Source organism: Cohnella sp. 56 (assembly GCF_037963805.1).
Lineage (GTDB): Bacteria > Bacillota > Bacilli > Paenibacillales > Paenibacillaceae > Cohnella.
Window position 1 is genome coordinate 74,152 of sequence record NZ_JAZDQE010000004.1, and the last position, 18,872, is coordinate 93,023.

Here is an 18,872-nt window from a genome sequence, read left to right on the forward strand (position 1 = left end):
AGTAGCTTAAGAGGGCAGAAAACGAGGAAATCTCTTTTTTGCACAAATTTTAAGAGGCTTGCTTTTGGCTTTGGCTGTTTTTCCTGTCGACTGCAAATCGGCATAATGTATAGCTTAATACGCTTAGCGCTGCATCGACCTCAGCACGTTTTCCTCGATGCTCAGAACGACCCAGGCCATAATATTCTTTTAAGTAAGCAAAAATACGTTCAACCGCGGTTCGTTGGTCATAGGTTTCCTCGTAGCTTTGGCTCGCTCGCGCAGGCACAGTAAACCGTCTTAGATCCTGTCCCACTTTAATCTTTTTTATTTTCTGGCATTGGTCCTTACTCGGCAGCGGGCAGGTTGCACATTCCTTCGGACGGGTAAACTTTAATCGCTTATACTGGGCGTCGAAGCTGTCATACACGAAGGCGTGCCCCTTTTCGCAGATCGGACTGAACTGCTCGTTATATCCTTCGGGCGGCTTATCGCTGCGTTCGTTGAAATCAATTAGCGGCCAAGCATTCATTTCCCGTACTTGTTTGTAAACGGCCATAAAATCATAGCCCGCGTCTGCGAGCACATGCCGGACAGACCAGTTTGGAAGATCTCCGGTAAACTTCTTCAGCAAAGGAATCGCTATTCGTCCATCGCTGACATGCGCGGAGCTGAAGAGAGCCGACACCAGGTACTGGCTTTTGCTGTCTGCCAGCGCGTGGAGCTTGTAGCCGTACCACCACTTCTGCTTTCCGTCGCTGCCCGTTTTGCTCGAAGAGCTCGGATCCTTAGGGATGTGCGGTTGCAGATCTTCAAAAGGGAGCGGCAGCATTTCTTCGATTTTTCGCTCAAACAAGGGCAATGAGGCTTCCCATGCGGCTCTCTCCTGCCGCCGCCGCTCCATGTCTTCCGCTTTTGGACGCCCTCGCTTGTATTGTTTTCTAGGATCAGCTACCGGCGATGGCGCAGGCACGCTAACCGCCGCCTCCGTGATGAGCGCAGGGTGCGGCGTATCAGGTGCGGCTGTTTTGGCCTTTTTTCGAGCGGGGCTGTTTTCGTCCGCTTCGATATGAGAGGAGTCCATGCAGAGAATGTCACCGGAAATAAAACCGGCAGCGTACGCTCGCCGAATCATTTGCTCATGCAACGTCCAAAGCACGCCACTATCCGCCAACTTGGTGTATAGTCGTGAAAATGACGCTTCGCTTGGCAAGGCATCGGAGCCTCGAAAACGGCATGTCATTCGAAACTCCACACTACTCTTTAAACGTCGGAGCATATCCTTAGTGGTCGGGATGCGTTCTATTTTTGAAATCAGCAGCGCATAAATCATGGCCGCCGTATTCAACTCTTCCGGACGCCCCCGATGTGTTTGTTTATTTACCACACGCAGGGCAGGGGCCAAGTCCAGTTCGCTAAAAATCAGTCCATACTTGTCATCGGGAGACATTTCCATCAATTCTTGCAGGGAAAACAGCTCTTCTTGGCGAATCGAATACAACAGAGTACCTCCTTTGTTGAGAGTGTGGTGTGGTAACCTTTCACTTCTACAACTTGGGTAGGTACTCCTTTTTTTGTGCCTGAAAGCCTTAGTGCCATATGGCTTTATAATTATGAAATTGACTCCCTAACAGTCCTTTTGTTCACATACTTTGTTGGCCTACTCCTGCAACCGCGCTTTCCGCGCTTACAGCTCAGTCCGCCGCTCTCGTCCCTCCTGCAACGTTGCTTTCCGCGCTTACAAAGCACCATCGCTCCTGCAACCGCGCTTTCCGCGCTTACAGCTCGGTCCGCCGCTCTCGTCTCTCCAGTAACGTTGCTTTCCGCGCTTACAAAGCACCATCGCTCCTGCAACCGCGCTTTCCGAGCTTACACCTCGGCCCGCCGCTCTCGTCCCTCCTGCAACGTTGCTTTCCGCGCTTACAAAGCACCATCGCTCCTGCAACCGCGCTTTCCGCGCTTACAGCTCAGTCCGCCGCTCTCGTCCCTCCTGCAACGTTGCTTTCCGCGCTTACAAAACACCATCGCTCCTGCAACCGCGCTTTCCGAGCTTACAGCGTGTGCGCGCCGATCCTCTCATCGCCTGTATATACGCGCCTCCGCCTCTAATCCCGCGCCCCCGGGCGCCTCGACCTGCGCCACCACAGCGCACCGGCCGCGACCGCGACTGCGGCGATCAAGAGAGACCACAGCCAATCCAGCTTCTCCATCGATGAACGCATGCCGTCCATCTTGCTGCCTGGATTGCGACCGTGGTATACGGCCTTGACGAACTTGCCCCCGCCGGTGTCCGCCGCGATCGCCTCCTGGACGTCGATGCCGAGAATGCCGCGATATTCGGAGTCTTTGGGCAGGGCGTTCGAATAGTTGCCCTTGTAGCTGCCTTCGACGTCGGTATACATGGACACCTTGCCGATCTTCAAGCCGATCCGGTCGGCGGGCACCGTCTCGTCGGTCAGCTTGTAGACGTTGTCGTTGTAGACGACGAAGCCGAACGCCCAGCTCGCATAGACGCTTGCGGTCGGCAGGAGCAGCATGAGCGCGGCGAGCACCGCCAGCAGTATTCGTTTCATCATTGGAGCTCCTTCGGATCCTATGGATAAATGAGGAAATTCGACTTGTTTCTTATTTTATATCATATTCCGCCGGTCGAACAGCCCCGTACAGCCCTGTACAGCCCCGTACAACTGTGCGCCGCCCGCCGCCCGCCGCCCGCCGTCAGAACAACAGATCCAGCAGCGTGCCGAGCCCGCCCGGCTTCTTGCCGAGCAGAACCGCCGGATCGAACACCTCCACATAGCCGCATCGCTCGCAGGATACGAACAAATAATGATTGTGCTGGACATCGAGCAGCTTGCTGAGCCCCGCGCCGGTCATGGCCACCTCTCTGGCCAAGCCGCCCTGATGGTTGCACTTGGCGCAGACGAAGCGGTCCTCGAGCGCCACGATCAGCTCGCGCATGCCGGCCGCATCGCCGGCCTCGAGCGCCTCTCCGCTGGCCGCCGCCGAGCCCGCTGCGCCGGTCCCGCCCTCTTCGAAGTCTTCGTCCGTCACTTCGTACAGCTTGCGCTTGCAGCTCGGGCACCGGCCGCCCGCACGTTCGAGCTCGGCCCCGCAATATGGGCATTCCATACCTGGTTCACGCTCCTCCTGTGAATGTCACCGACAGATGCACGATCTCGCTGCGACTCGCCAGACGGACAGGCGGCCCCCAGGTGCCGAAGCCCGAGGAGACGACCGCATGCAGTTTTCCTTTGCGCAAATAACCCCAGTCGAGCTCGAAAATGCGGCGGGTGATCCAGTGATTGGGGGCGAACTGCCCCCGATGCGTATGACCGGACACGAGAATGTCGACGCCCGCCTCGGCCGCCACCGCATAGCCGTACGGCTGGTGATCCATCAGCACGATCGGCAGCGCGCGGTCGAGGCCCGCGAGCAGCTCGGCGACCGGCTTGCGGCCCTCCGGGTCCATCGCCTCCGCCGACTTGTCCTTGCGGCCGACGACCTGGACGATGCCGCCCGGCGTCGCCCACTCGTCCCGCAGGACGGGAATGCCGAGCGCCGCCATGCGGCCGACGTATTCCTCGATATGGCCGCCGTAGTATTCATGATTGCCGAGGACGGCGTAGACGCCGAGCGGCGCCGACAGCTGCCCCAGCTTGTCGCCCATCTTGTTGCGCACGAACGGCTCGATCACATCGTCGAGCACGTCGCCGGCCAGCAGGATGAGGTCCGGCTTGATGTCCGCCACGCGCGGCAGCAGCCGGTCCAGATGCCGATTGCCGACGATATTGCCCAGATGCAGGTCGGATACGAGCACGATGTCCAGCCGGCGCCTGCCTCCCGCAGCCTTGGCGACGTCGATGTCGTAGCGGCGCACGATCGGCGTCCAGGCGTTCCAGGTGCCCCAAGCGAAGCACGCCAGGAGCAGGACGGCGACGACGAAGCCGGTCGCTTCTACCGTCATTTTATACGGTGCGCCGTTCGCATAGCACAGCCATACGACGAGATCGGCCACCGGCAGCAGCAGCACGGCGTATTCGAACAGGCCGATATAATAGGCGCCGAATACTTTGAGGCCGCGGCCCACGGGCGCCGGGAGGAACTTCAGGCGCCCGACCAAGTAGCCGAGCGCGGCGAGCGCGAGCGGTATCCACAGCGCCCAGGCCGGGTAGCCGGGCAGCCAGCTATCCAGCCATACGATCGCGTTCCAGCCGACAAACGCATTGAGGCCGAGATATACGGCCACGATCACGACGACGGTAGCGATGCCTCTTAATCCCCCGCGTCTCATCGGACCGCCTCCCCCGCCGCTTGCGTCTCCTCGACGAGCGCCGTGGGCGCCGAGGCGTACAACAGCTTAAGCCGGTGCAGCGCCCGCGTGCAGCCCACGTAGAGCAGCTTCGCATCCGCCGCCGGATAGTTCGTCTCGTCCGCGTCGGGAATCAGAACCGCGTCGAACTCGAGACCTTTGGACAGGTACACCGGCGCGACCGTGACGCCTCCTTCGTACCGCTGCTGCTTGGCTTCGAGCAGCGAGGCCTGAATGCCGCGCGCGGTCAGACCCTCATGGATGCGCGCGCATGCCTGCGCCGTCCTGGCCAGTACGGCGATGCTCTGCAGCTCGCTCTCCTCGCGCCATGCCGACACGATCCCGGCGATCGTGTCCGCATCCTCCGCCAAGCCGATGCGCGCGACCTCCACCGGCTGCCCGCTGCGGAACACCGGCCGCGCCGGCTTGACGCCTCCGCCCATCCCCCGCAAGATCCGATTGGCGAACTCGATGATCTCCAGCGTCGACCGGTAGCTGCGGTCCAGCTCGTAGTAGGCCGTCTCCGCTGCGGGGAACAGCCCGCGCAGCTCCGCCCAGTCCGTGATGCCGGCGTAGTCGTGGATGCCCTGCTGCAGATCGCCGAGCACCGTCATCGAGGTGAGGCGTTGATGCTGCCGCAGCACCTGCAGCTGGGCCGGCGAATAATCCTGCGCTTCGTCGACGACGATATGATCGTAGGCGGGGGTGCGCGATCCGTGCAGCCTGAGATGAATATGCACGAGTGCGGCCAGGTCCTCGCGGCCGAATTCGGGCTGCGCCTTGGCTTTGCCCGTACGCTTCTTGACGCCGCCTCCCTGCGCGGATGCGGCTGCCGCGCCCGCTCCGGATGCCGAAGCAGCCGCATCGCAGGCCACATAGAACGAGGACGCCGTATGCTGCGGCAGCTTCGCGGCATACGCCTTGAATCTGGCGTTTGCCTTCTTGCGGACCTCCGATTCGCTCCAGCGAGCCTTGCCGATCTCGATCTCCATCCAGCGCCTGATCCGGCCGAGCAGCCGCTCCCGCCGCTTCATCAGCGGATCGTCCGCCGGCTCCTCCGCCAGCAGCGCGCGCACCTGCTGCGGGGTCAGCATATGCCGGTCGTCCGGCGAGAACGGTTCGTCCGGGACGAGTCCGGCCTCCAGCGCATCGAGCGCCGCGTCGATGTCCGCCAGATACTGCGTGCTGCCTTTCACCAGGCCCGGCGCATTCGTCCGCGCGGCCGGCCCGGCGGCATTTTCGAACCAATAGGCCAGTTCCTCGGCAGGGTCCTTCATCTTCAGCGTCTCGCCGAGCTGATCGAGCGCCCAGTCCTCGAACGTCAGCTGCACGATATCGCCGACGCCCAGCTCAGGCAGCACGCCGGAGATATAGTTCAGAAACATCTTGCTCGGCGCCAGAATCATCATGCGATCGGCGCGGACACGGTCCTGGTAACGGTACAGCAAATAGGCGAGGCGGTGCAGCGCGACCGTCGTCTTGCCGCTCCCGGCGACCCCCTGAATGAACACCGCTTTGTTTTTCTCCGTCCGGATGATCGCATCCTGCTCCTGCTGGATCGTCGAGACGATGTCCCGCAGCTTGTTGTCCTTGCTCTCTCCGAGCTTGTGCAGCAGGAACTCGTCGCCCCCCGCCCCGCCGCTCTGCTCGCCGCCCTCGGCGTAGCTGTCGACGACTCGCTGCAGCTCGCCCTCGCGCACGAGCAGGTTGCGCTTCAGATGCACCGTGCCCGCCACCGGGCCCTCCGGCGCTTCGTAGCTCACCTCGGGATCGCCGCCCGAGAACGAGTAGAACAGACTCGACACCGGCGCCCGCCAGTCGACGACCAGCAGCCGGTGGCCCTGCGCCTCGCCGACGCCCGCCTTGCCGATGTAGAGCGGAGCGGGATCTTTTTTGCCGGCCTCCTTGAAGTCAAGCCGACCGAAGTACGGCTCCTTCAGCGAAGTCTCGAGCCGCGCCTTGCGCTCCTGCCGAACGGCGTCGAGCATCTGCTCGGTGTAGTCGTTGCCGATGTACCTGGGGCCGATACCCGCGATCTGGCTGCGAATCTGTTGCTTCGTATCGTCGAGCTTCACCGATTCTTCACGGAATCGTATATCTTCTGACACGGGGCTGCGCCTCCTTCAAATTGATTATGCCGGTTCAGGTATGGTTAAATAATAGAAGTTACATGGTTGATGCAACTTAATTAGAGGCAAGGGGGTTTTTGGCGATGAGCTATTCAAAAATTCTGGTCGCTTATGACGGTTCGAGCCTGTCCCGCAAGGCGATCGCGCATGCGTCCGATCTTGCGGAGCGGTACGGTGCCGCACTCACGGTGATCCATGTGTACCAGGTCCCGCTCGTCAACAACGGCGACTTCATGGTCACGCTGCCGCCGGACTGGTCGCAGCAATACATGGACCATTCGTTCAAGGTGCTTGAGGAAGCCAAGGGCCACGTACCGGGCACGGTAAAGGCGGAATTCAAGCTGATCGACGGCGACCCTGCCAATACGATCCTCGATTATGCCGACGAGAACGGTACCGATCTGATCGTGCTCGGCAGCCGCGGACTCGGCGGCATCCGCGAGTTCGTGCTCGGCAGCGTCAGCCACAACGTCATGCAGCACGCCAAGCTGCCGGTGCTCATCGTCAAGTAGCACGAAGCGCTTCTGGCGCGGGGCAGCCGCCCCGCCGAGACAAAAATCGGTCTCTTCCCGCGGGGAAGGGACCGATTTCTTTATATGCAGCCGCCATCGGCAGAGCCGCGCCCGGCCGCAGTCCGCTATTCCTGCAGCGCCTCTTCCGCAGCCGTTATCATCCTGTCGAACAGCTCGTCGTTTTCCTCCAGCTCCCGGTCTACGGCATCGATCTGCGCCTCGCTGCCCGAACTGCCCGCGAAGAGAAGCGAGTAGCTCCACTCCTTGCCCTTGTCGCTTTGCAGCGCCATCTCGTATGGGGCGTCATGACCTTCCACCTCGAATACAACCTTGCCTACATATCCGTTTTCCTCATCCTTCGCGAGCGTCGCCTCGCGTATGGTCACGTTCATGGTTGTCCCTCTTTTCCCCGTCATTTCTTCGAATGACCTCATTTTATCAGCTTCCCCTATCGGTTTCAAAAAATAGCGGTGTTTGGCCGTTTGTCTAGTTGTCCAAAATTAATATTTTCTTAATTGTTTTTCATAGAACGGCACAAATCGCGGCAGGCCAAGCTTTCCTTGCTTATAGGGAAATAGAGGGAGATTCAAGTCTGATATAGTGAGTTTAGCAGCAAGACGCACCCACATTCATGCACAGGGGGAATTACCATATGGCAGCATCCAACAAGCTCAAAAAATTGATCGCGTCCGCCGTCGCGTTGACGATCCTGCTCGGAGGCGCTTCGCAGACGCTGCCGGCCAAGACGGCCAGCGCCGCCGAAGCGACCGTAACCGCCAGCTCCAAGGGCTCGAACGTCGTGGCCACCGCGAAGAGATATTTGGGCGTTAAATATAAGTTCGGAGCCAAGACCGGCAATACGAGCTCGTTCGACTGTTCTTCGTTCACGCAATGGGTGTTCAAGAAAAACGGCGTCTCGATTCCGCGCGAATCCCAGGCGCAATCGAAGGTCGGCCGCTATGTGTCCAAGGCTAACCTGCAGGTCGGCGATCTCGTCTTCTTCTACTCGCCGATCCACCATGTCGGCATCTATATCGGCAACGGCAAGGTCATCCACACGTACGGTTCGCCAGGCGTCACGATCTCGAGCATCAATTCGGGCTGGTGGAAAACGCATTACGCGACGGCCCGCCGCGTCCTCTGATTTTTGGCCAACGGACAAGCCGCTCCTCTTTGGGGCGGCTATTTTTGTTGCGACGGATGGCCGAGCTGCGATAATCTGGCGGTCATCTCGGCTTCGCTGAAGTCTTCGCCGATCAGCACGATGACGTCGGGCACGGGCTTCTGCGGCGTGATCGGCAGGAAGTCGGATTCGCGGTACGCGAATTGGAACAAATAACGGGAAGCCGTGTCCGTGAAGGTCACGATGCCCTTGGCGCGGTATACTTGATCGGGCAGCTCGCGCAGGAAGCGCTCGAAGTCTTCGCTCGCGAAGCGGCGCTCGGGATAATACGTCAGCACATGCACATGGTCGTGCAAACGGGGGCCGTGGTGCTCATGGCCGTGAGAATGAGCGTGACCGCGGGCATGCGTGTGGGCGTGCTCATGATCTTGGTGGTCATGAGCGGCGGACGAGCCTTGCGCCTCCGTCTGCGCTCCGCTCGGGCCGGACTCCGTCTGCACAGCCGGCCCCGGTTCCGCGGCCGGGCCGACCGCTCCCGGCAGCAGCGACATCAGGTCCAGCTCCGTCTCGCCGCGCACGGCATCATGGATCGGCGCGTGCGGATTCCATGCGCGCAGCTGGCGCCTCACCTCGTCGGCCTCTTCCGGGCTGACGAGGTCTGTCTTGCCGAGCAATAGCACCGCCGCGCCGCGAATCTGCTCCCGCATGAGGCGCAGCGTCTTGCCCGCACCGAGTCTCAGTCTGTCGAGCAGGTGGCGCGCGTCGACGACCGTGATGAGCCCCCGCAGCTCCAGCCTCGTATACATCGCGACCTCCGTCACGGCGTCCATCATCTCGAGCGGCTGCGCGACACCCGTCGACTCGATCCAGATGACATCGGGCCGGTGCTCGTCGGCCAGCTGCAGCAGGGACACGCCCAGATCGTTTTTGACAGAGCAGCAGATGCAGCCGCCGAGCAGCTCGGCCATCGGCACGTCCGGCTGCACATACTCGCCGTCCAGATTCACCTCTCCGGCTTCGTTCATGAGCACCGCCGTTTTCCACCCTTTGGCCCTGGAGCCTTCGAGCAGCCGCTGCAGCACCGTCGTCTTGCCGCTCCCGAGGAAGCCCGACAATATATAAACTTGTATCGATTCGTTCACGCCAATGCCTCCTGCACCATAAGTCGGCCCCCGGCGCGATGCGCCGAGGGCCTTGTCGTTCCTACTCCCGGATGGCGGAGTAAAAATTGCGGATCGGCTCGACGCACTCCGGCGTCTCCCGCTCCCGCTCGTTCACGTACGCGCCTACGGGATACATCATCATCTCTTCGGGAGCCATGGCGCGAATGCTGCTGAATACGCCTCTGTACTCCATGTTGGACTCGCTCAGCCAGGCGTCGATGCCTTCGTCGTCGAGTATCGCCGGCATACGGTCCGAGTACGGGCCGACCAGCTCGTTGGCGAGCGTCGTCAGCATCGTATAGGCCCGAATATCGCCGCCCTCGACCCGCGGCCATACCTCGTAGAAGCCCGGTACGGCGAACGTGCCTCTGCCCTTCAGCACGAAGTGGATCGGCTGGCGCGCCTTGCCCTTGGTCTCCCAGCCGAAGAAGCCGCTGATCGGGATGACGCAGCGCTGCTTGTTCGTCATGCGTCTGTAGATGGCGCGGTCGCCGATGCCCTGTCCGTCGGCATTGACCGCATCGCGCGACCAGTAGGGCATGAGCCCCCAGCGCAGCGATTCGAGCTTGCGCTCGCGCTGCTCCTCGACGATGACTGCGGCATACTGCGTCGGAGCGACATTGTATCTCGGCCTGTACGGGCCGATGACTTGATCGATGCGGTAACGCTCGGTAATCTCGGGCAGATCCGCGGCTAATGAAAATCGTTGGCACATGGGGGGCACCGCCTTTATGGGTTTCCCCCCAGTATTTGCTTGGAAGCGTCTATTCTATTCGCAGGGCGTTCGGGAACGACAACGGCCGCGCCGGCGGCTAAGTCAAATGTCCTGCGGATGCCCCGGCTGCACGAGCGACACGACGGCCGCGTTGGCTTCGACCTGGGCGACGTCCTTGCAGCCGGGAATCACGGCCGTGACGGCGGGATGCGCGAGGCACCACGCCAGCGCCCAGGACGCCATGTCGACGCCCTCGGGCACTTCGGTGCGCCGGATCTCCTCCGCCTCGCGCAGCAGCCTGTCCGAGTCCTCGCGATCCCTGCGGGAGCGGACGTCGGAGCTGGCGAAGGCGGCGCCGGGCTTGTACTTGCCGCTCAGGAAGCCGCTCGCGAGCGGCACGCGCGCGAGCACGCCCAGTCCCTGCGCCTCGCAGGAAGGAAATACTTCCTCCTCCGGCGCGCGGTCGAGCCGGTTGTATACGACCTGGATCGCGCCTGCGCCGACCTCGGCGGCTTTGGCCGTCTGGTACAGATTGCGGTTGGATCCGATCGAGATGCCCAGATGCCGGATCTTGCCGGCCTCGACCTGTCTGTTCAGCGTATCCCACAGCCCGTCCCGGTCGAACGACGCATCGGGTCCGGAGTGGAATTGATACAAGTCGACATAATCGGTCTGCAGCGCCTTCAGCGACGCATCCAGCTGCTTCACGACGTCCTGCGGATCGTATTCGTCCGTGCGATCGAACGGACCGTGGAAGTGATGTCCGAACTTCGTGGCGAGCACCCAGTCAGCACGGTTGGCCCGGATCGCCGGTCCGATCAGCGATTCGGACAGATGATCTCCGTAGCACTCCGCCGTATCGATCAGGTTAATGCCGAGCTCGCGGGCGCGTCCGAGTATCGCATCCGCCTCGCGCTGCTCGTAGCTTCTTCCCCATTCGCCGCCGAACTGCCAGGTGCCGACGCCGACCGCCGATACTTTAAGGCCGGTAACGCCCAGTTTCCGATACAGCATGTCCGTTCCTCCTCCCATCGCGCCCCATCGCGCCGTTTAAGATTCTACCGTGACGGCCGTGCCGCTGACGGCGACCATGAGCATGCCTTCGCGCACGACCTCGTAGTCGACATCCACGCCGACGATTGCATTGGCGCCCATCCGCTTGGCCTGCTCGACCATCTCGGACACCGCGATATCGCGCGCCTGCTTGAGCTTATTCTCGTAAGAGCCTGATCTGCCGCCCACGACATCGGTGATCGACGCCATGAAGTCGCGGAAAATATTCGCGCCCATGATCGTCTCTCCGTTCACCAGTCCAAAATAAGCGGAAATTCTGTATCCTTCTACATTGGGGGTCGTCGTTACGAGCATTGAATCATGCCTCCTTGAAAATTATGGGAACGCCTCATTCTACCATACGGCCTCGTCGTCAACAACGAGAGCCGCCGGCGTCCGCCGGCAGCTCTCAAGGGATGAATTCGTCGGGCGGGGCCGCGTTCTCCTCCACCGCGAATTCAAAATCATCGATATCGTATACCTGCACCGGTATGCTGTTTTGCACGACTTTATCCTGAAACTCGATATGATCGGTCAGAATCGGGCTCTGCACCCGAAGCGACGTCAATACGATCTCCGTCTCGATCGGGTCGAGCAGCTCGCCGTACTGCATATTCTCGGATGCGTTGACGACGACCAGGGTCACCTGATCGTTGATCGGCAGCGGCGGACTCTCCCGCCACGGCGCGAGCAGCGAGCGCTCGAGCTTCTTTTTGTTGAACGGATCCTCGAAGTAAGCGATCATCTCGCCGATCTTGCCTTTGACATGACGGTCGTCGTCCGGGTCCGGCATGACCGGTTCGTCGCTGTCCTTCATATCGTACAATTCCATCACTGTCGAATACGGAATCCGGTATTCCACAGGCCGTTTCGGCAGAAGCAGCTGACCGTATATGGCGATCATGACCGCCTCGATGACAAAACGCCTTTCCATTGTAGCCAGTCCCCCCTAATTACAACAACAATTCCTCACGCGCATTGCTGTACATTATATCATATATTCGCTTCGGTCATGCCGGCGCTGGGTATAATACGCAGACGAAAGGGGGCTCATCCGCATGGCGACGACGGCAATACGGACAGGCACACTCGATATCGAGGGACTGCTGCGCGCGGCGGGCGAATGCAAGATCGATACTTGCCGCCTGTCCGTCGGCAGCGGCTGCAGCCGCACGACATTGGTATACGACCGCAACGCCAAGTCGGCGGAGCGTCTGCACAAGGTCAACTCGGTGACCAAAAGCGTGCTCTCCCTGCTCGTCGGCATCGCGCTCGGACGCGGGCAGTTCCCGCCGCTCGACACTCCGCTGGACCGATGCCTGCCCGACGCGCAGGGCGACCTGCGCGACATCCGGGTGAGGCATCTGCTCGCCATGACGGCAGGCATGGACTGGCCGGAATGGGGCGCCTGGGGCGGACGTCCGAACCCGATGTGCGAATCGGACGACTGGACCGCCTTCATCCTCGGACGCGGCATGGAGGCGCGGCCGGGCGTCCGCATGCGCTACAACTCCGGCTGCTCCCACCTGCTCAGCCTCATCTTGCAGCGGCATACCGGTCTGTCCGCAGCGGACTATGCCGCCCGCCACTTGTTCGGTCCGCTCGGCATACAGCAATGGCAGTGGCATACGGACCCCCAGGGCGTCTCGATCGGCGGCTTCGGGCTCGCGCTCCGCGGCGAAGACTTGTTCAGGCTCGGCGAGCTGATGCTCGCACGCGGCCGCTGGCGGGACAGGCAGGTCGTGCCTGCCTCCTGGATCGATGCAGCGACTGCGCCCCGGCATCATACGTACGATTGGCTCGGCTCGTACGGCTATCACTGGTGGACGTTCACCGGCGGAGGACGGACGCCGACGACTCCCCGTATTTATTATGCGATGGGCTACGGCGGCCAGTTTTTGTTCGTCATTCCGGAGCGCGAGACCGTCGTGTCGTTTACGAGCGATTTATACCGTGAACCTTTAAGGCCGTTAAAAATATTTTCGGCGCATATTGCGGGCATCCCCTACGGCTCGCAGTCTCGTACCCGCCAGCAATAACGTTTTGCCGCCCGTCACCCGTCACCCGTCACCCGTCACCCGTCACCCGTCACCCGTCACCCGTCACTGCCCATGCCTTGCCGCGCCGGCGGGTTCGCCTCGAGCCTATTGCTCTTCCAGGCGGGCCAGCTTTGCCGTCAGCATCTCTTTCCAGCTGTCCGCCAGCGCTTCTACAGCGAGCAGGCGCCGCATCTGCGCCCTGCCCGTCTGGCCGCGGTGCATGATCTCGTTCGCCAGCTCCACCGTGACGGCTGACGGATCTCTTGAGATGCGCTCGAGCTTGCCGGGTGCGGCTTCTCCTGGCGTCAGCACCCTGAAGTAAAACCCCGTCTTCCCGGTATCTCTCACCATCGCCGGCAGTTCGTCATGCCCCCACCGCATCGCCAGCTTCCAGCAAGGAATGCGCGGCTGACTGACCTGCAGCGTCACACCGCCGATCCGAAACACATCGCCGATGCAAACCTCCGCTTCGGAGAGCTCGTCGATCGTGAAGTTCTCCCCGAACGCGCCGAACTCGAGCGAGGCGCCCAACATATCCTCCCAAAAGGCGTAATGCCGGTAAGGATAAGCGCATACGGCCTTGTCCGGTCCGCCGTGGTGGACGGTATCGGCTTGCCCGTCGCCCGCCAAGCCCGTCTCATGCACCGTGACGGGGCCGGCCGACCGCTGCTTGTATATGCCGGATACGGCGGCCTTGCCTTTGAATTGACCTTGCTGCGGCTTGCCCACGTTGATGGAGAGCAGCGGATATGCGATGCCGGGCGCGGCCGAATAGCCGTTATTTGTCGAGCTCAATGCTACTTCCTCCTTCGCGAAGGCGGCCTTGGGCGCCATGCGCCAGGCAGCCGCGGCTTCCGAATAATAATGCTTCGTCCTTGCCAAGCTAGGCATGACGGGCCATCGTACGCCCGGGACAGGAGCTGATCAGATGTCCACATCCAAACGCAGAAAAGAAAGTGCCTGGAAAAGCCGAAAGGAGCGCTCGCAAATCCGTCCGTCAGAAAGCGGGCCTGCCGCAGGCGCCGCAGCCAGGCCGAAGCAAGATCAGGAGTAACGGCGCGCTGCGGCTGCGCATGTGTCGGCCATTAACTGACGCGTAACTGACGCGGCCGTTCGCGTCTCCGCTCCGCACACCCGCGCGGCCGCATCCGTGAAGCGAGCGTCTATGTACCTGCTGCCGGCCGGCGTTCGGCCCCGCGCGCGCTCATCAGGAGATCTGATTCTTTTCGGCCCCCGTGAGCCGTCTCCCCCGCACGTTCAGCACGATGCGGCCGTCATGCATGCCCCAGATCTCGTCCGCGAACTTCTCCGCATGCTCCAGCCGGTGCAGCGCGACGACGATAATCATATTTTTTTCCTTGGCCTGCCGCTTCAGCATTTCCATAATGCTCTCTTGCGAGTGCGGGTCGAGTCCTGTCACCGGCTCGTCCGCGAGCATGATCTCCGCCCCGTGCGCGATCGCCCGGGCGATCGCGACGCGCTGGCGTTCGCCCCCGCTCAGCTTCTCCGCCGGCTGGTGGGCGCGGTCGATCAGGCCGACGTTCTCCAGCGTCTCCATGGCGTCCATGTAGTCGTCGCTTCGAATCATGCCGGTCATGCGGCGGAACCAGGAAACTTGGCCGACTGCGCCGATGATGACGTTTTTGAGCGCGGTCTTTTTTTCGTACAACAGCGCCTTTTGCTCCAGATAAGCGATCTTGCGTTTAAGCCGCAGTCTGGTGAACATGCCGGCTGCGATCACATCCTTGCCGTCGATGCGCATCTCGCCGCTTGTCCACGGCTCCTTAAGCCCGAGACAGCGCAGCAGCATGGATTTGCCGCTGCCGCTCGCGCCTACGATCGCATACAGCTTGCCCGGCTCCAGATGCCCGTGAATGCCGTCCAGCACTTTTTTTCCTGTCGGCAGCTTGCGTGTGAGACCTGCGATATGTATCATGCCCGTCCGATTGCCCCCTGACTTTCAATCTTTCCGTAATTTCTAGTGTATTTCATTACGGAACTGCTTTCCATACGAACAAATGTTTGCTATAATGGAAACAAGAACATACGTTCCAACAATTCCAGTCAAAGGTGGGATGATGGATGGAGAACTGCGAGCACCTCCGCTACTTGGAGCCTTCTAGGGGATCCCGGCCGTCACGAGATCTGACTTTCAAATTTTACGACAGCGGCCGTCTTGTGATCGTCGACAATGACAATGGCAATACGATGAACCCCCGCGAACTCAGCGGAGGCAGCTACGACTTCTACGTTCGCCAGCGTTTGGCGTTTATCAAGCGCGAACTGAGGTCCAAGATCGACAAGTACGCATGATACGCATAGCGGCCCGGCGCAGCGACGCCAAGCCGCTTTGCTCATATCAGGGCAGATTTTTGTCGATCCCGTTCAGGCTGGGCGGCAGGCGGGACATTTTGTCCAGCTTCGTCGTCTGGCTTTTTCCTCGTCCGCCTGCCGTGACGCTTTTCGCTCCTGCTTTTGGTCCTTGATAGGGCGGCATTCTCGTCTCACCTCCGTCGCGTTCGATTGTGGGCGATGGGCGCAAGCTTAGCGTGCCCGGTTCGCTCATTTACAAACGCCGGCAGGTTAGACATAATGAATGCATGCCCGCCTTCGGGATATGCGGTACGGGACCGGCGTGTCGGCCCTCGCCTCCCATAGTGAAGGCAATCAAACAAGGAGCAACCACATGGAGCAGAATATACTTTTCGACCTGGACGATACACTGATACATTGCAACAAATACTTTCACTTCGTCCAAGCGCAGTTCGCCGACTTGATGACGACCTGGTTTGCGGCGAACGGGCTGACAAAGGAAGAAGCGCTGGCCAAGCACAACGAGATCGATATCGCCGGCGTCCACGTCGTCGGCTTCAAGAGCGAGCATTTTCCCCAATCGTTCGTCGATACGTACCGGCACTTCAGCGCGCTTCACGGACGTCCGACGTCGGCTGCCGAGGAGGAGCTGCTGTGGAAGCTCGGGCTCAGCGTCTACGAGCAGGAGGTCGAGCCCTACCCCTATATGAACGAGACGCTGGAGGCGCTCCAGGATGCAGGCCATCAGCTTCATCTCTATACCGGCGGCGACCCCGTCATTCAGAAGCGCAAGATCGAGAAAATGGGGCTGGAGCGTTTTTTCCGCGATCGGATCTATATCCATATGCACAAAAATATCGAAGCGCTGAAGGATATTCTCCGCATGCGCCAGCTGCGGCTCGACCGTACGTGGATGATCGGCAATTCGGTGCGCACCGACGTGCTGCCGGCGCTGTCCTGCGGTCTGCACGCCATCTATCTCAAGCAGGAGCGCGAATGGGACTATAATGTCCTGCCCATCGACGCGCAGCCGAGCGGCGCCTTCCTGACGCTGTCCTCGCTGCGTCAGGTGCCTGCCGCAATCGGCGAATATTTGCAGCGGGGCCGTTAATTCAATTCAGAGGATCAACCTGAAGTTGCGGCAAGCCGCCTCGTCCGCCCCGCCGGCACTGTTCACATGTGCGTAAAAGCTGAACGGAAACTTGAAGGCGTGGCCGAAGTCCCAATCGTCCTGTGTGCGGTCACGCTCCCAATAGGCCGGCTCCGTCGGCAGCCATGGCGAGGGCGATGCCGGAGCGAGCGGTGCGCTGTCGACCGGGGATACGAGCCGAATCGGGTCGCCCGGCGCCAGGTCTCGCGTCGTCCTGAGCACGGCGATCAGCTTGAAAAGCGGGGTCAGCCCGCGGTCGAACAGCCTCTTGCAGCCCAGCTCATCCAATAGTGCGAGACTATGCGAGAAGGTCAGCATATGGCCGATCAGATCGTGGTGGGCCTCCGCCCGGTAGATCGTACGAAATGCCGCGAGCTCCCGGAGCACGAGCTTCGACAGCTCGCGGCCGTTCTCCACTGGCTTCGCCGCACGAAGCGCCTCAACCGGCAGCCGCTTCACTTCGGACGCCGTGAATCCGATCCATGACCGGCCCGGTATTTTGCCTTTGAACGCGCGAATCAGGTCGGCAATACCCCCAACCTCCGCCTCAGTTCCCCAGCCCCCCAGCTCCCGCATCGCCTTCAGACTGAGCGCCGCATAAATGACATTGTGTCCCACCCACTGAAGCTCGTCGATCGTCTCGTCAAGCGCTTCAACGATCATCTGTTCGGCGAATTGAAGCTTCATCTCGCACGATGCGCCGTCTCGGCGGGACGATCCGTCCTGCCCGTCCTTCAGATGACCGGCAACCATCCGATGCGCCTGCGCCTCGATCGTCTCGGCCAGACTGCCGCTTATTCCATTGTCCCGCACGAAGTAATAGGCCGCGATCGCCGCAGCCCCGAAGTGCGCTTCCCAAATATCCCCCGTCGTATGCCGGCAAGCCGAGATGACGGCCAGACCTCGCTCCAGCAAGGAGTGATCCACTATGCGACTCCTCCTCCCTCCTGCGGACGCCCAAGTCCGCTTAGCTTCGCATACAGCGCCCGTACGCCATCCGCCCAGCCGGCGTCCTCCGCATAGGTCCGGTTCAGCCATGCGAACGGCTCTTCGCCTGCCGGAATGCCCGCCCTCAGCTTGGCCAGCAGCTTGGCGGCGATATCGGACGAATCGTGAATGCTCGTATTGTATTCCTGCCAGCTGTGGTAGACGTTAAACGGATTGTTCGCGATACGGCTCGCCTGCTTGGCGGTCTTCGGCACAAATCCCTGCTCCTGGCCTGTTACGGCCAACAGCAGGAGCGGATCGATGTTGTGCTTGCGTGCGCTCTCTACGATCGCGCCGAAGTACGGCTCCTCTGCAAGTACGGATTCCCGGCCGACGAGATACGACTTGACAGCGGCGGCGTCGAACGGCGCGAATGCGAACGGGGCCGTCTCGAGTGCGTACATCGGCGCAGGATCGGCATCGTTCGTGCAGGAAGCCGTCAGGCGGGAATCGGCGCTCTCGCCGGACGTGTCCAGTGCCTGCCCCAGTTCCGGTGAGAGCGCTGTCACAACCAACAGCACGACGACGGCGATCAAGCGCGCCGCCTGCCGCATTCGCCTTACCGGCCGCATCGCATGTACCGCACCTGCCGCCGACGGCATCCCGCCATGCGCGTCCGTCGACCCGGCGGCGGCAGTTGCCGGCCACGCCTCATTCTCCCGCATCGCGGTCAACGCCATGAACGCCGGATCGGTTCGCCAGACAAGGCCGTCCTCCGTCCGGAGCAGAATCTCATCCAATGTCCGTTCAATCTGCGTTCGATCGCTCAGCCATCTCAACAGGCGCTCGGCATGAACTTCGTCCTGCACCTTCATACCGGCACAGGCGCCCAGCACGTCGGCCGGATACACTTCGCGCCGCTCGGCAACGATGCAGGCGGCGATCAGCTTGTCCGCGACCTGCGTCTTGAGCGCCTCCGGCCAGTCGGGCAGCCGTGCCCGGATCGCGCGCGCGATCGCGTCGGCCACGATGTCCGCCTGTCCGGCCTCGGGCAGCGAGGCGAACTTGGCGCGCACATACGCGCGAATCGCCGACACATCGCCCCGCGACAGCAGCGCCGCCGCTCTCACGTCCGTGTCCCGCCCGCCGCCTCCGCTATCCGCAGCTGCAATTCATCGCTGTGGATGTACCGCTCGATCTGCTCCTTTTCAAACGCCGTGAACTGATATTCGCAGTCGCAGCCTTCATCCAGCGCCTCGATCTGGATCGGATGACCGGCATGCGTGCAGACGATGAGCGCCGTCGGATCGATCAGATCGTGGGGCAGCGGCGTCGACGCATCCGTCGCGAGACGCAGCTCCACGTCCACCCACTGTCCGTCCCGGCGCTCGACGACCGCTTCATACCCCGTAAACCGCAGCTCCTGCGGCATTTCGTCTCCATAACGTCTCATGATA

At 61.2% G+C, this 18,872-nt stretch carries 22 protein-coding genes; 5 read left to right on the forward strand and 17 right to left on the reverse strand.

What is annotated here, in order from left to right; all coding sequences use genetic code 11:
• Nucleotides 1-49: 49 nt before the first annotated feature.
• The 5 genes from VQ071_RS08655 to VQ071_RS08675 form a co-directional block, all read right to left on the reverse strand.
• Nucleotides 50-1,480 carry a transposase gene (locus tag VQ071_RS08655; protein WP_340513551.1) on the reverse strand — a complete coding sequence of 477 codons (1,431 nt, stop codon included), beginning with the start codon at nt 1,478-1,480 and terminating at the stop codon, nt 50-52.
• A gap of 604 nt (nt 1,481-2,084) precedes the next feature.
• Nucleotides 2,085-2,552: a hypothetical protein gene (locus VQ071_RS08660; protein WP_340513553.1), complete on the reverse strand. Its 468-nt coding sequence runs from the start codon at nt 2,550-2,552 to the stop codon at nt 2,085-2,087.
• Nucleotides 2,553-2,697: 145 nt separating this feature from the next.
• A complete protein-coding gene (locus tag VQ071_RS08665) occupies nt 2,698-3,111 on the reverse strand; it encodes a zinc ribbon domain-containing protein (RefSeq protein ID WP_340513555.1) in 414 nt (137 codons plus the stop codon).
• Between the two features lie 7 nt (nt 3,112-3,118).
• Nucleotides 3,119-4,273 (reverse strand): metallophosphoesterase, encoded by a 1,155-nt coding sequence (locus VQ071_RS08670; RefSeq protein ID WP_340513557.1) that lies wholly within the window; start codon nt 4,271-4,273, stop codon nt 3,119-3,121.
• Nucleotides 4,270-6,399 (reverse strand): HelD family protein, encoded by a 2,130-nt coding sequence (locus VQ071_RS08675; protein ID WP_340513559.1) that lies wholly within the window; start codon nt 6,397-6,399, stop codon nt 4,270-4,272. The genes VQ071_RS08670 and VQ071_RS08675 overlap by 4 nt, the downstream gene beginning before the upstream one ends.
• Nucleotides 6,400-6,503: 104 nt before the next feature.
• Here VQ071_RS08675 and VQ071_RS08680 point away from each other — a divergent pair, with 104 nt between their 5' ends.
• The gene (locus tag VQ071_RS08680) at nt 6,504-6,932 is read left to right on the forward strand and encodes a universal stress protein (RefSeq protein WP_340513560.1); all 429 of its coding nucleotides are present in this window, start codon (nt 6,504-6,506) and stop codon (nt 6,930-6,932) included.
• A gap of 125 nt (nt 6,933-7,057) precedes the next feature.
• Here VQ071_RS08680 and VQ071_RS08685 read toward each other — a convergent pair whose 3' ends face one another.
• Entirely contained in the window at nt 7,058-7,324 is a 267-nt protein-coding gene (locus VQ071_RS08685) for a hypothetical protein (protein WP_340513561.1), read from the reverse strand.
• 260 nt (nt 7,325-7,584) lie between these two features.
• Here VQ071_RS08685 and VQ071_RS08690 point away from each other — a divergent pair, with 260 nt between their 5' ends.
• Complete coding sequence (locus VQ071_RS08690) at nt 7,585-8,076, forward strand: C40 family peptidase (RefSeq protein WP_340513562.1); 492 nt, start codon at nt 7,585-7,587, stop codon at nt 8,074-8,076.
• Nucleotides 8,077-8,114: 38 nt separating this feature from the next.
• Here the strand turns inward: VQ071_RS08690 and VQ071_RS08695 are convergent, their stop codons facing one another.
• The 5 genes from VQ071_RS08695 to VQ071_RS08715 all read right to left on the reverse strand — a co-directional run bounded on the left by VQ071_RS08695 (nt 8,115) and on the right by VQ071_RS08715 (nt 11,920).
• Nucleotides 8,115-9,197, reverse strand: coding sequence for a CobW family GTP-binding protein (locus VQ071_RS08695; RefSeq protein ID WP_340513563.1), 1,083 nt, complete (start codon nt 9,195-9,197; stop codon nt 8,115-8,117).
• A gap of 61 nt (nt 9,198-9,258) precedes the next feature.
• Nucleotides 9,259-9,933, reverse strand: a complete 675-nt coding sequence (locus VQ071_RS08700) for an SOS response-associated peptidase (protein ID WP_340513564.1) — start codon at nt 9,931-9,933, stop codon at nt 9,259-9,261.
• A gap of 102 nt (nt 9,934-10,035) precedes the next feature.
• A complete protein-coding gene (locus VQ071_RS08705) occupies nt 10,036-10,947 on the reverse strand; it encodes an aldo/keto reductase (RefSeq protein WP_340513565.1) in 912 nt (303 codons plus the stop codon).
• Between the two features lie 36 nt (nt 10,948-10,983).
• Nucleotides 10,984-11,301 carry a YbjQ family protein gene (locus tag VQ071_RS08710; RefSeq protein WP_340513566.1) on the reverse strand — a complete coding sequence of 106 codons (318 nt, stop codon included), beginning with the start codon at nt 11,299-11,301 and terminating at the stop codon, nt 10,984-10,986.
• A 94-nt stretch (nt 11,302-11,395) separates the two neighbouring features.
• A complete protein-coding gene (locus VQ071_RS08715; RefSeq protein WP_340513567.1) occupies nt 11,396-11,920 on the reverse strand; it encodes an ADP-heptose synthase in 525 nt (174 codons plus the stop codon).
• Between the two features lie 124 nt (nt 11,921-12,044).
• Between VQ071_RS08715 and VQ071_RS08720 the strand changes: the two genes are divergently transcribed.
• The gene (locus VQ071_RS08720; RefSeq protein ID WP_340513568.1) at nt 12,045-13,025 is read left to right on the forward strand and encodes a serine hydrolase domain-containing protein; all 981 of its coding nucleotides are present in this window, start codon (nt 12,045-12,047) and stop codon (nt 13,023-13,025) included.
• 105 nt (nt 13,026-13,130) lie between these two features.
• Here VQ071_RS08720 and VQ071_RS08725 read toward each other — a convergent pair whose 3' ends face one another.
• Both VQ071_RS08725 and VQ071_RS08730 read right to left on the reverse strand, forming a co-directional pair.
• Complete coding sequence (locus VQ071_RS08725) at nt 13,131-13,820, reverse strand: MOSC domain-containing protein (protein WP_340513569.1); 690 nt, start codon at nt 13,818-13,820, stop codon at nt 13,131-13,133.
• Between the two features lie 412 nt (nt 13,821-14,232).
• Complete coding sequence (locus tag VQ071_RS08730; RefSeq protein ID WP_340513570.1) at nt 14,233-14,961, reverse strand: phosphonate ABC transporter ATP-binding protein; 729 nt, start codon at nt 14,959-14,961, stop codon at nt 14,233-14,235.
• Nucleotides 14,962-15,203: 242 nt separating this feature from the next.
• Between VQ071_RS08730 and VQ071_RS08735 the strand changes: the two genes are divergently transcribed.
• Nucleotides 15,204-15,338: a hypothetical protein gene (locus tag VQ071_RS08735; RefSeq protein ID WP_340513571.1), complete on the forward strand. Its 135-nt coding sequence runs from the start codon at nt 15,204-15,206 to the stop codon at nt 15,336-15,338.
• A 46-nt stretch (nt 15,339-15,384) separates the two neighbouring features.
• On the opposite strand, the gene VQ071_RS08740 is transcribed toward VQ071_RS08735, so the two are convergent.
• Nucleotides 15,385-15,522 carry a hypothetical protein gene (locus VQ071_RS08740; RefSeq protein ID WP_340513572.1) on the reverse strand — a complete coding sequence of 46 codons (138 nt, stop codon included), beginning with the start codon at nt 15,520-15,522 and terminating at the stop codon, nt 15,385-15,387.
• 189 nt (nt 15,523-15,711) lie between these two features.
• On the opposite strand from VQ071_RS08740, the gene VQ071_RS08745 reads away from it, so the two are divergent.
• Nucleotides 15,712-16,449 carry an HAD family hydrolase gene (locus tag VQ071_RS08745; RefSeq protein ID WP_340513573.1) on the forward strand — a complete coding sequence of 246 codons (738 nt, stop codon included), beginning with the start codon at nt 15,712-15,714 and terminating at the stop codon, nt 16,447-16,449.
• A 6-nt stretch (nt 16,450-16,455) separates the two neighbouring features.
• On the opposite strand, the gene VQ071_RS08750 is transcribed toward VQ071_RS08745, so the two are convergent.
• From VQ071_RS08750 to VQ071_RS08760, 3 genes are read right to left on the reverse strand one after another with little or no spacing between them, the layout of a single operon-like run.
• Entirely contained in the window at nt 16,456-17,415 is a 960-nt protein-coding gene (locus tag VQ071_RS08750; protein WP_340513574.1) for a hypothetical protein, read from the reverse strand.
• Nucleotides 17,415-18,545: a hypothetical protein gene (locus VQ071_RS08755; RefSeq protein WP_340513575.1), complete on the reverse strand. Its 1,131-nt coding sequence runs from the start codon at nt 18,543-18,545 to the stop codon at nt 17,415-17,417. Before VQ071_RS08755 ends, VQ071_RS08750 begins: the two co-directional genes overlap by 1 nt.
• On the reverse strand, nt 18,542-18,868 hold the full coding sequence (locus VQ071_RS08760; RefSeq protein WP_340513576.1) for a hypothetical protein: 327 nt from the start codon (nt 18,866-18,868) through the stop codon (nt 18,542-18,544). Before VQ071_RS08760 ends, VQ071_RS08755 begins: the two co-directional genes overlap by 4 nt.
• Nucleotides 18,869-18,872 lie beyond the last annotated feature (4 nt).

Bases quoted from the DNA above. Each gene is read 5' to 3' on its own strand.
- VQ071_RS08660 (WP_340513553.1), bottom strand. From the start codon at position 2,552: ATGAAACGAATACTGCTGGCGGTGCTCGCCGCGCTCATGCTGCTCCTG.
- VQ071_RS08665 (WP_340513555.1), bottom strand. From the start codon at position 3,111: ATGGAATGCCCATATTGCGGGGCCGAGCTCGAACGTGCGGGCGGCCGG.
- VQ071_RS08670 (WP_340513557.1), bottom strand. From the start codon at position 4,273: ATGAGACGCGGGGGATTAAGAGGCATCGCTACCGTCGTCGTGATCGTG.
- VQ071_RS08680 (WP_340513560.1), top strand. From the start codon at position 6,504: ATGAGCTATTCAAAAATTCTGGTCGCTTATGACGGTTCGAGCCTGTCC.
- VQ071_RS08685 (WP_340513561.1), bottom strand. From the start codon at position 7,324: ATGAACGTGACCATACGCGAGGCGACGCTCGCGAAGGATGAGGAAAAC.
- VQ071_RS08690 (WP_340513562.1), top strand. From the start codon at position 7,585: ATGGCAGCATCCAACAAGCTCAAAAAATTGATCGCGTCCGCCGTCGCG.
- VQ071_RS08700 (WP_340513564.1), bottom strand. From the start codon at position 9,933: ATGTGCCAACGATTTTCATTAGCCGCGGATCTGCCCGAGATTACCGAG.
- VQ071_RS08705 (WP_340513565.1), bottom strand. From the start codon at position 10,947: ATGCTGTATCGGAAACTGGGCGTTACCGGCCTTAAAGTATCGGCGGTC.
- VQ071_RS08710 (WP_340513566.1), bottom strand. From the start codon at position 11,301: ATGCTCGTAACGACGACCCCCAATGTAGAAGGATACAGAATTTCCGCT.
- VQ071_RS08715 (WP_340513567.1), bottom strand. From the start codon at position 11,920: ATGGAAAGGCGTTTTGTCATCGAGGCGGTCATGATCGCCATATACGGT.
- VQ071_RS08720 (WP_340513568.1), top strand. From the start codon at position 12,045: ATGGCGACGACGGCAATACGGACAGGCACACTCGATATCGAGGGACTG.
- VQ071_RS08730 (WP_340513570.1), bottom strand. From the start codon at position 14,961: ATGATACATATCGCAGGTCTCACACGCAAGCTGCCGACAGGAAAAAAA.
- VQ071_RS08740 (WP_340513572.1), bottom strand. From the start codon at position 15,522: ATGCCGCCCTATCAAGGACCAAAAGCAGGAGCGAAAAGCGTCACGGCA.
- VQ071_RS08745 (WP_340513573.1), top strand. From the start codon at position 15,712: ATGGAGCAGAATATACTTTTCGACCTGGACGATACACTGATACATTGC.
- VQ071_RS08760 (WP_340513576.1), bottom strand. From the start codon at position 18,868: ATGAGACGTTATGGAGACGAAATGCCGCAGGAGCTGCGGTTTACGGGG.